The organism is Chlorogloeopsis fritschii PCC 6912 (assembly GCF_000317285.1).
In the GTDB taxonomy this organism is placed as follows: domain Bacteria; phylum Cyanobacteriota; class Cyanobacteriia; order Cyanobacteriales; family Nostocaceae; genus Chlorogloeopsis; species Chlorogloeopsis fritschii.
Genome location: NZ_AJLN01000117.1, coordinates 1 through 14,514, shown reverse-complemented (window position 1 = coordinate 14,514; position 14,514 = coordinate 1). Strand labels below are relative to the sequence as shown.

9 protein-coding genes are annotated in these 14,514 nt (G+C 42.2%); 8 read left to right on the top strand and 1 reads right to left on the bottom strand.

The window, feature by feature from the left end; translation table 11 throughout:
- Positions 1-70: 70 nt before the first annotated feature.
- The 4 genes from UYC_RS0127360 to UYC_RS0127345 all read left to right on the top strand — a co-directional run bounded on the left by UYC_RS0127360 (position 71) and on the right by UYC_RS0127345 (position 6,383).
- A complete protein-coding gene (locus tag UYC_RS0127360; RefSeq protein ID WP_016874099.1) occupies positions 71-847 on the top strand; it encodes a beta-carboxysome assembly protein CcmO in 777 nt (258 codons plus the stop codon).
- Between the two features lie 568 nt (positions 848-1,415).
- A complete protein-coding gene (locus tag UYC_RS0127355; protein ID WP_016874100.1) occupies positions 1,416-2,354 on the top strand; it encodes a LysR family transcriptional regulator in 939 nt (312 codons plus the stop codon).
- A 659-nt stretch (positions 2,355-3,013) separates the two neighbouring features.
- Positions 3,014-4,633: an ATP-binding protein gene (locus UYC_RS0127350; RefSeq protein WP_016879737.1), complete on the top strand. Its 1,620-nt coding sequence runs from the start codon at positions 3,014-3,016 to the stop codon at positions 4,631-4,633.
- A gap of 124 nt (positions 4,634-4,757) precedes the next feature.
- Complete coding sequence (locus tag UYC_RS0127345) at positions 4,758-6,383, top strand: mucoidy inhibitor MuiA family protein (protein ID WP_026087420.1); 1,626 nt, start codon at positions 4,758-4,760, stop codon at positions 6,381-6,383.
- Positions 6,384-6,518: 135 nt separating this feature from the next.
- On the opposite strand, the gene UYC_RS0127340 is transcribed toward UYC_RS0127345, so the two are convergent.
- Positions 6,519-8,210, bottom strand: coding sequence for a potassium channel family protein (locus tag UYC_RS0127340; protein ID WP_016874103.1), 1,692 nt, complete (start codon positions 8,208-8,210; stop codon positions 6,519-6,521).
- A gap of 557 nt (positions 8,211-8,767) precedes the next feature.
- On the opposite strand from UYC_RS0127340, the gene UYC_RS0127335 reads away from it, so the two are divergent.
- From UYC_RS0127335 to UYC_RS0127320, 4 genes are all read left to right on the top strand, one after another.
- A complete protein-coding gene (locus UYC_RS0127335; protein WP_235082923.1) occupies positions 8,768-9,457 on the top strand; it encodes a PEP-CTERM sorting domain-containing protein in 690 nt (229 codons plus the stop codon).
- Positions 9,458-9,872: 415 nt separating this feature from the next.
- The gene (gene atpD, locus UYC_RS0127330; RefSeq protein WP_016874105.1) at positions 9,873-11,321 is read left to right on the top strand and encodes a F0F1 ATP synthase subunit beta; all 1,449 of its coding nucleotides are present in this window, start codon (positions 9,873-9,875) and stop codon (positions 11,319-11,321) included.
- Positions 11,322-11,404: 83 nt separating this feature from the next.
- On the top strand, positions 11,405-11,818 hold the full coding sequence (atpC, locus tag UYC_RS0127325) for an ATP synthase F1 subunit epsilon (RefSeq protein WP_016874106.1): 414 nt from the start codon (positions 11,405-11,407) through the stop codon (positions 11,816-11,818).
- 186 nt (positions 11,819-12,004) lie between these two features.
- Entirely contained in the window at positions 12,005-14,224 is a 2,220-nt protein-coding gene (locus tag UYC_RS0127320; protein ID WP_016874107.1) for an SPFH domain-containing protein, read from the top strand.
- Positions 14,225-14,514: the final 290 nt, after the last annotated feature.

Here is a 14,514-nt window from a genome sequence, read left to right as displayed (position 1 = left end):
TATGAAGTATTTTTACTTTAAGACTTCATCCTCACTTTCATCCTTCCTTTGAGAACCCCGGAGAATTCACATGGACGCATACAATCAACGATCTATTAGCACTGCCCAGACATCCCGTCGTCGAGATAACTTTGGGGATAGTGCTTTGGGATTAGTATCAACCCGCAGTTTTCCTGCGATCGTTGGTACAGCAGACATGATGCTCAAATCAGCGGGAGTTCACCTGATTGGTTATGAAAAAATAGGTGGCGGTCATTGTACTGCTATCATCCGGGGTAACATTGCTGATGTACGTCTAGCGGTAGAATCTGGTGAACAGACTGCTAAACAATTCGATCAGTATGTTTCTAGCCTGGTAATTCCCCGACCTTTTCCCAACCTAGATGTAGTACTTCCTATCACTACTCGTCTCAGTAATTTTGCTGAAGATGGCAATTACAGCCGTTTAAGCAATCAAGCAGTAGGCTTGGTAGAAACGCGAGGTTTTCCCGCCATGGTAGGAGCTGCTGACGCAATGCTCAAAGCGGCTGATGTCCAATTAGCAGCGTATGAAAAAATTGGTGCAGGATTGTGTACAGCCATTATTCGTGGTTCCGTGGCAAATGTTGCGGTAGCAGTAGAAGCTGGGATGTATGAAGCAGAACGCATTGGAGAGTTAAACGCCGTAATGGTCATTCCTCGACCATTGGATGAATTAGAACAAACCTTGCCAGTAGCAAGTTGCTGGATAGAAGAGCGTCAACCATTGAGGTTCCCTTTAAATATCAAACAACCAGTAGCCGAAACTGAATTAGTAGAATTGCCAGATTTATCTATATTACCTGCAAAAATTACAGAAGAATCCTAAAAATTTGAGACCGAAAAAAACGTTGTACACACCCGTGATGACGAGGTTAGTACAACGTCGGTTACTATCCCCAAAAACACCTTCAAGGTGTGCAACGTTGGCTGGAAGGCATCTTACGCTTTGCTTGTTGTTTTGATCATAGCTTGTCAGGTATATAAACAAAAGACCCAAATTTCAATGACAATCATAAATAAATATCTATATCTAGGATTCATAACTTTTGTACAAGTCGCCCTGTAGGAGTGACAAGTATTCTGTGATACTAGATTTATAGCGGTTATGGTTTTCTAGCAATATATGCCACTTTCTCTTTCATCCTCCCTTGTTGTAAGGGAGGGCAATTATTCCTCCTGCTAACAAAATCAAAATTTTTCACTTCTTTGCTTTATTCAAGGCGGGAAGTAAAGTACTGTATCAGTTTTGAGCGATTCAGACAGCTATTAGTAGGCGTGAAATAACAACCTACACTTGTTAAAAGGGAAAAAGGTGGTTTCGGATTAAACAATCTTGGAGGCAAATTAAGAACCGCTATATCCTGGTAAGTTGCCATTAAAGAGGAGAACTAGCATTGAACCAAGCAACACTGCACCAGTTGAAGGTGTTTGAGGCAGCCGCACGTCACGGTAGTTTTACTCGTGCTGCCGAAGAACTTTTTCTTACTCAACCTACCGTTTCTATGCAGATCAAACAACTGACAAAATCGGTAGGATTACCATTATTTGAACAAGTAGGCAAGCGTCTGTATCTCACAGAGGCAGGACGAGAATTATACGCCACCTGTCGCCAGATTTTCGAGACTATAGCCAAGTTTGAAATGAAAGTGGCAGATTTAAAAGGGCTAAAACAAGGTCAATTGCGCTTGGCAGTGATTACAACAGCAAAATACTTTATACCACGTTTGTTAGGGCCCTTTTGCCAACTTTACCCAGGCATTGAAATCTCTCTACAAGTTACAAATCACGAGGGTATTCTGGAACGAATGACAAACAATATGGACGACTTGTATATTATGAGCCAAGTTCCAGAACATTTAGATGTAAGCTACCAGCAATTTCTCGAAAATCCCCTAGTAGTTTTAGCACCAATTAATCACGTCTTGGCAAATGAAAAAAATATCTCCATCCAACGTCTTGCTAACGAACCTTTTATTATGCGGGAACCTGGTTCGGGAACACGTCGCGCCGTGCAAAAATTATTTGATGAACATGGAGTGACAGTAAATGTCAAGTTAGAGTTGGGGAGCAATGAGGCGATTAAGCAAGCGATAGCAGGTGGATTGGGAATTTCTATTTTATCTCGCCATACCTTATTACCAGATACGGGAGACTTAACTATTTTGGATGTAGAACACTTTCCAATTAAACGAGATTGGTATATGGTTTATCCCTCTGGCAAACAACTATCCATTGTTGCTCGTACCTATTTTGAGTATCTGATGGATGCAGCCAAGCAGATTGCAGAGCAAACCGCTTCTATTAGTTGCGAACGACATCACGAAAGCAGTTAAAATGCTAATTTTTTGAGATTTGAGGTTAGAAATTTGAGATATGAAGAGGCTGGGGGCTTGTTTGTTAACAGGATTCAGAACCCACACATACAGAAGTCAGAATACAGAATTAAGAATCTATCAATATTCTGGCTTTTGTAAACGCACTTTTGTTGACTTTGCTCAGATATTTCTTTTGGTAAAAATTTAATATGTGAGAGCGCACTATAACCAGTTAAGTGCTAAAAAGTATTAAAATTAAACTTTTCTTTACAAGCAACCTCTTATAGATAGGTAATGGATCGGTCATAATAAAAAAACAGTTAATGTGAAAAAATATTTATTAATTGATACCTATTATTCGTCCGAAAATTACTGAAAATTGACATAATTCCACTGTTTAACCCTAAATTCTAATATTGCAGCATAGTGCACAACTTAGAAGCGAAATAAGCAGAAATCTCGTGTTTTGAGGAGAATTTTTGTACATCGCTCATCTGGGAATCTCTTGATTATATATAGTTAAAGTTTAAAGTTTAGATTATTGTAGTACTTAAATAAATTAGGCGCAATATTTGCTAGTAATAAAAGAGTGTTTTATCTCAGTAAATAATTTTTTTGGTATTAAATATCTATATTTTCGAGGAAATTTTTCATAAAAATTACTTTTGAGAAGAGTCATGAATAGACTACGCATTCTTCACCTGGAAGATGACCCAATGGACGCCGAACTTATTCAGCTAATCCTCGCTAAGGATGGTTTGGTATGTGAAACATTGGTGGTAAATTCAGTTTCTGAGTATCTTGCTGCCCTTGATGTAAATAGTTTTGATTTGATTTTGTCTGATAGTAGTGTCCCTGAGTTTACTGGACACGCCGCCTTTGAAATAGCCAAAAAAAAGTGTCCTGATATACCTTTTATCTTGGTTTCTGCAAATACAAATCCAGAAGAAAGCGCTACTTACTTAAATGAAGGTGTTGTAGACTGCATTAGTAAAAATCAGTTGTGGCGACTTGTACCGATCGCTCGTCGGGCAATTGCAGGTGGTACAATCCAAAATCTTTCAGAAACTCGTCTAGAGCGCCATAACCAGGCCATGGAAAGACTGGTTAAGGTAGTTCAGGAACTTTCTTTAGCACGTAGCTTAGATGAAATTACGGCAATTGTGCGCGTAGCCGCCAGAGAACTGACTGGTGCTGACGGAGCTACCTTCGTGCTACGTGAGGGAGATATGACTTTCTACGCCGATGAAGACGCCATACAGCCATTGTGGAAAGGACGGCGTTTTCCTGTTAATCTCTGCATTGGTGGCTGGTGTATGGAGCACAAGCAGCAAGTAATCATAGAGGATGTGTATGGAGATAAACGCATTCCTTATGAAGCTTATCAGCCCACTTTTATCAAGAGCTTGGTAATGGTGCCAATTCGGAAAGAAGCACCAATCGGGGCAATTGGTAACTATTGGGCTACGCCGCACCTTGCCACTGCCGAAGAAATAAGTTTGATTCAAGCCTTAGCCGATACCACCTCAGTAGCAATAGAAAACGTCCAAGTTTACAAAGAGCTAGAAAAAAGAGTACGCGATCGCACCGCCCAATTGGAAGCAGCCAACCAAGAATTAGAGGCGTTTGCCTATACCCTTTCTCACGATTTGCGATCGCCACTGAGTGCGATCGATGGTTATAGTTCGCTGTTGTTGAGTGAATATGGTAACCAACTTGATGAGCGAGCCAAGCTTTTCCTCAACCGCTTGTGTATTGCCAGCGATCGCATGAACGCACAAATTGAGCATATGCTGTCATTGCACAAGCTCTCACAAACCGAAATTCAATCACAGGCAGTAAATCTGAGCAAAATTGCTCAAGAAACTTTAGCAAATCTTAAAGCTAACGAGCCTAACCGCCAAGTCGAAACTACAATTCAGGAAGGATTGGTAGTATATGGCGATTCCATTTTGCTGCGTGTGGTGCTGGAAAACTTGTTATCTAATGCTTGGAAGTATACTTCTAAACGCCAAGGGGCGAAAATTGAGTTTGGTGCTGTTTTGGAATCTGAAAGTTTGCCCAAATTTTATGTCCGGGATAATGGTGCGGGTTTTAACATGACTTATGCTCAAAAACTATTTCGTCCTTTTCAGCGAATGCATTCTCAAAAAGAATTTTCAGGTACAGGTATAGGGCTTGCTTCTGTACAGCGAATTGTGCAAAAACACGGAGGACAAATTTGGGCGGAAGCCGCAGTAGATCGGGGAGCGACTTTTTACTTTACCCTCTCTAATGGGCTAGAGGTGAGAAATTAAAAATTAAAAATTAAAAATTAAAAATTTTAATTGATTTGTTCCTAACATCAAATTGCTTGACCTATAGACCTGTAAACATTAAAAATTAACCTGCATAACATCAAAAATAAGGGGGAAACTGGCAGTGGTTAACCCAGAGATGCCATCTGTGCAAACAATAGTAGCAAGCCAGATTGTAGCTGTAACCGTTTATTCTGACAAAGCTTTGGTGACACGACGGGGTGTAGTATCCTTAACAGGACAAGAAACAGAATTAGTAATTGCTCCACTGCCAGACACGACAGAAACAGAATCAGTCAGGGTGAGTGGCAAAGGCGAAATTCCAGTGCGCTTGCTTGAAGCTAGATGCGATCGCATCTTCTCCACAGAACCAGTGGCAGCAAAAGTTGCCCACCTAACTCAGCAAATCCAGCAATTAGAAGCAGAATGGCAGCATCTGCAAGCGCAAATCGATGCTTTAGCATTGCAGTCTAGCTTTATCCAGGGCTTGCGTGAGAAAACAGAGGAGCAATTTTCAATCAGCCTGGCGCGAAAAAATCTTAGCTTCAGCGAAACATTGGATTTTCTCAACTTTTTGGGAAGTCAATACACAGAATATGGTATTTCCACAACTGAGTGTAAAAATAGGCAAAAAGAATTAGAGCAGCAATTACAAAGCCTTCGCCAGCAGTTGCAAACAGTGAAAACACCCCACCCCAAAGAAACTTATAGTTTGAGCGTAGCGATCGAGCCTGAGGGTGAGGGCGAATTTGAGCTAGAGGTATCCTACATCGTTCATCGTGCCAGTTGGACTCCCCTATACGATTTGCGCTTATGTAGTACAAATAATATTGTCAATCTAAGCTATCTGGCAGAAGTAACGCAAAATAGCGGTGAAGATTGGCTTGGTGTTGCTCTTACCCTTTCTACTGCTAAACCAGGATTGGGAACACTACCTCCAAAACTAGAACCTTGGTATATTGACGTACCACGCTCAAACCCAGAATTAAGGAGAGTGAGAAGAAGAAGAACACCTATGTTACCTATGACTGCGGCTGCTCCTGCCAGCGACGCTGTTGAAGAAGAAGACTACGAACTACTAGAAGAAAATTTCATTGCAGCCGAAACAGTTGTCGCAGAAGTCACCAAAGAAGGCAGCGTCGTCAACTTTAAACTAAATGGCAACGGTAACATTCCCAGTGATGGCACACCACATAAAACCACAATTTTTCAGGATGATTTTCCTTGCCACTTTAGTTATGTAGCAATGCCACGCTTGGTAAGTTTTGCTTATTTACAAGCTCATATCAAAAATAACTCTAATGGGGCAACCTTATTACCAGGAAAAGCAAATATATTTCGCGACAATATCTTTGTCGGTACAACTAAGTTAGAAAATATTACACCAGGGCAAGAATTTAAAGTTAACTTGGGTATTGACGAAGGATTAAAAATAGAGCGCGATTTAATTGAGCGCCAAGTAGATAAAAAATTGATTGGTAATAACTCTAAAATTATTTATGCATATCGGTTGTTAATTACAAACTTGCTGACTCAACAAGTGGATCTGAAATTAACAGAACAATTACCAGTCAGCCGCAGCGAACAAATTAAAGTTCGCCTCCTTCGTTGCAATCCGCAAATTCAACTAGGAGAAATGGGAAGATTGGAATGGGATATTACTATTCCTGCGCAAGCCAAACAAGAGATATATTATCAGTTTGCCGTTGAACATCCACCGCAGTTAACAGTGGTAGGTTTAGATATCTAGACTTATACTAATTCTCTATGAACTTCCACTTAATGAGTATAGAACTTACGCAGAATCCCTCTACAATCCTCTTGACTCCGTGTTCCCTGCGTTCTCTGCGGTTTATTATTCTATAGACTCGTGCGCAAGTTCTGTTCAACTTACCATTACCTGCGGTGGTGTATAACGCCACAACTGATGCAAACGATTTGCTGGCATATTTAAATACAAAATATCTCCAGCACTGAGGCTAGTTTCGAGTAAATCCCAGCCGTGAATAGTTTGGTTATTTGTTTCCAAGTATAAAGGTACAAAGTCAGCAGACATTGCTGCATCTCTGACTCTTTGACCGCAAAAGGGATGAGCAGGTGTAATTAATGTTGCAAAAGCAACCCATAGACTATCCGCTGTAATACCATTACCAAGGATACGCCCCCCTAGAGCAGCAGCAGCAAAAGCTGGGGCGGCAAGTTCAGCCGGGCTTAGTACTGTCTCAAAGTCAAAAACCTGTTGTGCCATGCGGGCAAAATCCGGATCTGCATAATGGACAATTACTGGTACTTTTGGTGTCAAGGCTTTGGCTTTGAGGGCAATTTCCAGGTTGGTGGCATCATCGTTGGTAACAGCAATGAGTGCCGCAGCATTTTCTAAATTGCTCGCTTTAAGAACTTCTGCAAAGCTACCATCTCCATGCATAACGGGAATGCCTAATCCGCGAGCCGTATTCACAAATCTATTGTTGGTGTCACGCTCTATGACTATGACATCATGTCCGCTGGCGTGGAGTTGTTGAACAATTTTTATACCGATTCCTCCCAAGCCACAGACGATATAATGATGGCGTTGCGGAATCCGGGCTGCATCTAAAAATTGTTTGAAACGGCTGCCTAAGACAAAATCATTGAGCAGTGCATAAAAAAGACCAATCACCGCAGCACCAACTAGCATCATTAATACAGTAAATAATTTAATGCTACTTGGAGCGTTTTCTACCACTTTGTCATTGCCACCCGCTCCTGTAATCATACCGACAGCAAAGTATAAAGCGTCAATAACAGAAACAGCTGCATCAGCAGAAGTATAGATGACTGTAGCGATCGCAATAATTACCAGTAGCACGATCGACATTGCCACAACTGCTTCAGCGTGTTTTTGAAAGTGCCGCAGACTAGTCAAGATTTTCAGCAATCTGGCAATCATCGATCTGCGGATACAACGAACGCGCGGTTGAGCACCAACAATTAAGCGATCGCCTAGCTGTAACTTTTGCCCAGACACCAGTGCCGAAACCAGATCCATTTCACCTTCTGCTGGCATATAGTAAATCAACATCCGCGTGCGATCGGCCCATAACTCACTGATTTTGCGATTCAGCCACGGGTGATTTTCATCAATATACTCTTCATGAATCGGCCAAGTTTGCTGAAACAGCTTAATTTGCCCGATCGCTTGGCTTCCTAGTGCTGCAAAAGTAAATACAGGTGCTGCCAATCCGGCAACACTCATGCTTAAGTGCTCTGGTACAGCATGATCCAAACGCTCTCCCAAACTAGTGTTAAAGAAGCGATTAATAATCCGAATCCGGGGATTAAGCACCCGCGCTTGCATCATAATTCGTAAATTTAGGGCATCATCGCCTCCAGCTATGACTATAGTGTGTGCTTGTTGAATTCCAGCAGCTTTGAGGGTACTAGCTGCGTGTAGATCGCCGACAATTACATCTCCGGCTCGTTCCCCAGGAAGCGCTTGGTGATGAATGCCGACAACTAACGCCCCCTGCTGTCTCAGCAAACGAAAGACTTTATATCCAGTTCGTCCTAAACCACAAACAATTATGCGAGGTTTCATGAATCGGCAGCATGATGTGCTTCAAAAAGCTGCATTGTTAAATGAAATATTAAGTTAAATTTTTGCTTATCTATGTTGAACGGAACTGTAGCTGAAAACACGATAATTCTAAAATTCTAATTTGGGCAGTACTGATACTCAGTTTTCTTGTTTAATTTATTTGCCCCTACTTTTGGTAAATTTATAAAATCTTAGGTATAAATTTAATAAAAAACTATATTTTATTTCCGTATAAAATTTACTTTACCTAAAAAATAATATAGATATTTTCTAGAAAAATTTGAATCATTCTACTGAACTTAGCCCAATATCTTGAATTGGTTAGCTATCCCTTAGAATTTAAACCTCAGAAATTGAGACAAATATACGTAGAACTAGTATACGGGTAATAAAGATTCAATAAAGACACGTATGCAAATATTGTACCGAAAAAATTTCTATGTAATTCTATGGAAAGAACAAGTTCAATAGGTACTCAATTAATCGGTAATCATGAGTAGAGTACTTGAAATACTTTTCGTAATTTGTAATAGGGATTTGAAATGAAAATGTTTGCTATGAAATCAAAAATATTACAAGCATCTCTTGGTTTGGCTGCTGCGCTCCCCTTAACCACAGCTGGAGTTTTTACCTTTGCTAATTCTGCTGAAGCAGCCACCTTTTCTGGTGGTTTTAACTATACTCCTACTGGTGTTCCCTTGCCTTCAGTTGTAGTTTCAAATAATTCTTTAAAATTTTCTCCAACTTCACCAGCGAATCTTGTACTTTCTGAGCAAACAGGAACTTTTGGCCCTGCCTATCCCGACAATCCTGCATTTGATATAGCGACAATATATGACGTTAGTTCACCTTTATTTGCTAATACACTCTTTTTGGATCTTGGTAAATATAATGACAGCAGCAATACAACCTCTGACCAAAAAAATATCTTTGTTTTGGAATCTTTAAAAAATCCTATCTTATCTAACAATAATGGTGTAACTGGAGTAATGAATTTTACAGGCTATTTTACAGATGCAATTGGATCGCTGAATAAAACTGCGGGGAAAGGACACTTAAATTTTTCTGTCGCTAGTAATATTAACTTTAACAATGCTAAAACCCTCTTGGAGCAGGGAAAGCTCACAGCAAGTTTTACTGGTGTGGCATTTACTACAGTTCCTGAACCAGCTGCGTTGTTGGGATTAGGATTAACAGGTGCAGTAATGTTTGTATCTCGTCGTCGAAAAGGCCAGGCAGCCAGCTAATCATAAACCTAAACTAACAAATCAAGCCTCCTCAAACTGTTCCCGAACCTGATTATATATTGGGTATTTTGGCTATAGGTGCTGTTCGAACTGCCTCATTACTAAACGCCAACAACAAAATTCAGCTTCAGAGCAAGCCTCAAAATTAACCTAGAGTTAGCTTGTAACTAATATGCTGTGTCTTCTTTAGCAAGGACACGGCTATTTTTTGTCTACATCTATAGCATAGTAGCCTCAATCATGTTTATTCTAAACTTGAGCACCATTTTGAAGGTTTAGACTTAACTATTGCTTAACTATTAAATTTCTGCCGATATAGTGGCGTCGTTCAGTGCTACTCTTGAAGATGACATTGCTTAATTCTTAAGCCTTATACGACCCGATCTGAAATATAGCTTCAATCACTAGACTCAGCATGGTCACCACTGCAGAAAACACAAAAATTGGTTACATTACCCAAATCATTGGTCCAGTTGTAGACGTCAAATTCCCCAGAGGGAAAATGCCACCTATCTACAACGCTTTGAGCATTAAAGGCACCAACGAAGCCGGACAGGAAGTCTCGGTTACTTGCGAAGTACAGCAACTGCTAGGTGACAACCAAGTACGGGCTGTTGCCATGAGTTCCACTGATGGCTTAGTACGTGGCATGGAAGCCGTTGATACTGGCGCTCCGATTAGCGTACCTGTTGGTAAAGTCACGCTAGGTCGGATTTTCAACGTCCTTGGCGAACCTGTAGACAACAGGGGGCCTGTTGATGCTGAGGAAAAATTCCCCATCCACCGTCCTGCTCCTAAACTCACTGAACTGGAAACCAAGCCTTCCGTTTTTGAGACTGGGATTAAAGTTGTTGACTTGCTAACTCCCTATCGTCGTGGCGGTAAGATTGGTCTATTCGGCGGTGCCGGTGTAGGCAAAACCGTGATCATGATGGAGTTGATCAACAACATCGCTACTGAACACGGTGGTGTATCTGTTTTTGCTGGAGTGGGTGAGCGTACCCGCGAAGGTAATGACCTTTACAACGAAATGATTGAATCTGGAGTAATCAATAACGACAACCTCAACGAGTCGAAGATTGCTCTGGTTTACGGTCAGATGAACGAACCACCTGGTGCGAGAATGCGCGTTGGTTTGTCTGGTTTGACGATGGCGGAATACTTCCGTGATGTCAACAAGCAAGACGTACTGCTGTTTATCGACAACATCTTCCGGTTCGTACAAGCTGGTTCAGAAGTGTCTGCGTTGTTGGGACGGATGCCTTCTGCGGTAGGATATCAGCCAACTCTGGGTACAGACGTTGGTGAACTGCAAGAGCGCATCACCTCTACTAACGAAGGTTCTATTACCTCGATTCAAGCTGTATACGTACCTGCGGACGACTTAACCGATCCTGCACCTGCAACCACCTTCGCCCACTTGGACGGAACCACCGTACTTTCTCGTGGTTTGGCTGCTAAGGGTATTTATCCGGCTGTAGATCCATTGGGTTCTACTTCCACCATGTTGCAACCCAACATTGTTGGTGACGATCACTACAGCACCGCTCGTGCCGTACAAGCAACTTTGCAGCGTTACAAAGAACTGCAAGACATCATCGCCATCCTTGGTTTGGATGAGTTGTCTGAAGAAGACCGTTTAACAGTGGCTCGTGCCCGTAAAATTGAGCGTTTCTTGTCCCAACCTTTCTTCGTGGCAGAAGTATTTACCGGTTCTCCTGGTAAATATGTGAAGTTGGAAGACACCATCAAAGGCTTCAAGATGATTTTGTCTGGTGAGTTGGACGATCTACCAGAGCAAGCCTTTTACATGGTTGGCAGCATCGATGAAGCGATCGCTAAAGCCGAAAAGCTCAAAGGTTAATGGCTAATTGTTAATGGCTAATAGCTAATAGTTAATAGCTAATAGCCATTAGCAAATGACAAAGGACACAGAACGAAAGACAAATGACATTAACTGTTCGTGTAATTTCCCCAGACAAAACAATCTGGGATGCCTCAGCTGAAGAAGTTATTTTACCTAGTACTACCGGTCAACTAGGTATCCTTAGCGGACACGCACCACTGTTAACTGCCTTGGATACAGGCGTGATGCGAGTACGCCCCAGCAAAAATCAACAGTGGATACCGATCGCTTTGTTGGGCGGTTTTGCCGAAGTTGAACAAGATGAAGTCACTATTCTCGTCAATGGCGCTGAACGTGGCGACTCTATTAACCTTGAGGAAGCTCGTACTGCTTATAACGAAGCACAAACCCGCCTAAATCAGGTTGCTCAAGGCGATCGCCAAGCTCAAATTCAAGCCACCCAAGCTTACAAACGCGCTCGCGCTCGCTTTCAAGCTGCTGGCGGTATGGTATAAATCGAGACTCTAGTTTTTTATACAATTCAGGGATTTTAGCCCAGTTCGATGGGCTTAGTACTTGTAGCCCCAGGCTTCTAACCTGCGGGCGTTTCTTTTCTAAAAATTAGAACAAGTTTAAGAATATAGGGAAAATCTTGGTGAAGTAATAATCTATATGATTAGTTGCCCAAAGGGGCAAAAATTATGAAAGCTTCACAAAATTTCTCAAGCAAAAATAAGCACAATAAAATATTCCGTTTCGCAGCATCTGTACTCACAACTGCCGCACTGGCTGGTAGCATAAATTCTGTCAGTGCAAACCCGATCGAAAAAACTACTACACAACACATCGCCTCAACATCAATCCCACTACAGCAACCAAAACCAACAATTGCTCAGTCTCCAAGTGTTACCAGTCACCTCCAACTTGCACAAATCTCGCCTTGGGGGCTTATCCCCATCGTCGTAGTTGGCGGTTTAGTAATCTTTTTTCCCTTGTTTTTTGGGGGACTAGTTGTAATTGGTGAACGGGAAGTTGGAATTGTAGTTAAAAAATTTGCTATTTCTGGGCGTGGGCTTCCAGCTGGACGCTTAATTGCCCTTGATGGCGAAGCTGGTTTGCAAGCCGATACTTTAGCTCCTGGTTGGCATTGGGGCTATTGGCCTTGGCAATACTCGGTAAAAAAAGAGTCAGTAGTCGTTGTTCCTCAAGGTGAAATCGCTCTACTGGTAGCGGAAGATGGCGCACCAATTCCGCCAGAAAGGATTATGGGCAAAATTGTAGAGTGTGACAATTTCCAAGATGCCCGTAAATTCCTTAGCAATGGCGGGGAAAAAGGGCGGCAAATGGGTTTTCTCACAGCTGGTACTTACCGTATTAACACTGCTTTATTTAAAGTAATTACAGTAGCGAATGCCACCAAGCAAGGCATGAGTCCAGAACATCTGCGAGTGTATCATGTTGCTTCCGATAAAGTTGGTATTGTCACAACCTTAGACGGGCTTCCCATTCCTGGTGGTGAAATAGCAGGCCCCATAATTCCCGGACACGACAACTTCCAAAGCGGGCAAAGATTTATCGATGGCGGCGGGCGGCGGGGTTTGCAAGAGCAAATTCTGCTTTCTGGTTCTTGGAACTTGAACCCTTGGTTTGTTCAGGTTGAACAAGTGCCAATGACAGAAATACCCATTGGTTATGTAGGTGTGGTGATTTCTTTTGTTGGTAAAGCCCATGAAGATGTCAGTGGTGCGGCTTTCACCCACGGTAACTTAGTCAATTCCGGACATAAGGGTGTATGGGTTGAACCTTTGTATCCAGGGAAACACCCAATTAATACTCGCGTGATGAAGATTGAACTGGTGCCAACTACTAACATAGTTTTAAACTGGTCTGGTCGCACCGAACGTCACAACTATGATGCAAAACTAGGCTCTCTGACGGTACGTTCCAAAGATGGGTTTGCTTTCGATTTAGAAGTTGCCCAAATTATTCACGTCGGTGCTTTGGATGCTCCCAAAGTGATTTCCCGTGTTGGTGCCATGCAGAATTTAGTAGATCATGTGTTGGAACCGACGATTGGCAACTATTTCCGTAACTCAGCCCAAGATTATACCGTACTCGACTTTTTAAGCGCCCGCAGCGAACGACAAGCAGAAGCTGCTGAGTATATTAAAACGGCACTGCGAGCTTATGACGTGCAGGCAATTGACACCTTAATTGGTGATATTCAACCGCCAGCGACACTGATGCAAACACAGACAGATCGAAAAATTGCCGAAGAACAACGCAAGACTTTTGAGGTGCAACAGCAAGCGCAAACCCAAAGACAACAACTGGTACGGGAAACAGCTTTGGCTGATATTCAGCAAGACATGGTGAAATCAGAGCAGGGTGTAATGATTGCTGAACTCAAAGCAAAAGCAGACATTCAGCAAGAGGCAGTGCGATCGGAGCAAGGCGTAAAAATTGCCGAACTCAAGGCAAGTGCCAAAGTCAAAGAAATGACTGGTGAAGCCGAAGCGATTCGTTTAAGAGCAAATGCAGAAGCTGAGTCTTTGCGACTGAAAAGTATTGCCGAAGCTGAAGCCATCCGCGCTACAGGTAATGCGAAAGCAGAAGCCTACCGTTCTGGTGTGGAAGCCTTGGGCACACAAGGATATACGGCAATGCAGATGATGCAAATTATAGGCGATCGCCACGTGCGTCTAATTCCAGATGTATTGGTTGGTGGCAATAATGGCAGTACCAATGGTTTGGTAGATGGGCTGCTTTCGATGATTTTGTGGAATCAAACAGCCAAGCCAGGTGAGGTGATATCGCCTTTGCAGTCACAATCCACAGTTACCGAGCTTGAAACTACTCCATCAAATGGGAATCAGTCTCCTGTCGTGGTTGAATTTCCTTTGGATGGTAACTTTGGTTAGTTTAAGATAGCTAAAGTGAATTCTACTATTGTATAAATGTAAACTTGGTGTAGGGTAGGCATCCTGCCTGCCCTCTTTAATTTTTTAAACGCAGAGGCACGCAGAGTTAGCGCAAAGTAACGCAGAGTGTGTCTATAGAGAATTTAGGCGTTGCTGAATCCGGGGATGAATCTACCTCACGCAGAGGCGCAAAGGCGCGGAGAGTAAGAGTTTCAAGATACTGAATTTTTAATTTCATACTTCTATTCAGCAACGCCAGAATTTACTATGAATTAATGAAACACTGTACT

Coding starts and splice junctions, on each gene's coding strand:
- atpD (WP_016874105.1), top strand. CDS start 9,873: ATGGTCACCACTGCAGAAAACACAAAAATTGGTTACATTACCCAAATC.
- UYC_RS0127350 (WP_016879737.1), top strand. CDS start 3,014: ATGAATAGACTACGCATTCTTCACCTGGAAGATGACCCAATGGACGCC.
- UYC_RS0127360 (WP_016874099.1), top strand. CDS start 71: ATGGACGCATACAATCAACGATCTATTAGCACTGCCCAGACATCCCGT.
- UYC_RS0127340 (WP_016874103.1), bottom strand. CDS start 8,210: ATGAAACCTCGCATAATTGTTTGTGGTTTAGGACGAACTGGATATAAA.
- UYC_RS0127320 (WP_016874107.1), top strand. CDS start 12,005: ATGAAAGCTTCACAAAATTTCTCAAGCAAAAATAAGCACAATAAAATA.
- UYC_RS0127335 (WP_235082923.1), top strand. CDS start 8,768: ATGAAATCAAAAATATTACAAGCATCTCTTGGTTTGGCTGCTGCGCTC.
- atpC (WP_016874106.1), top strand. CDS start 11,405: ATGACATTAACTGTTCGTGTAATTTCCCCAGACAAAACAATCTGGGAT.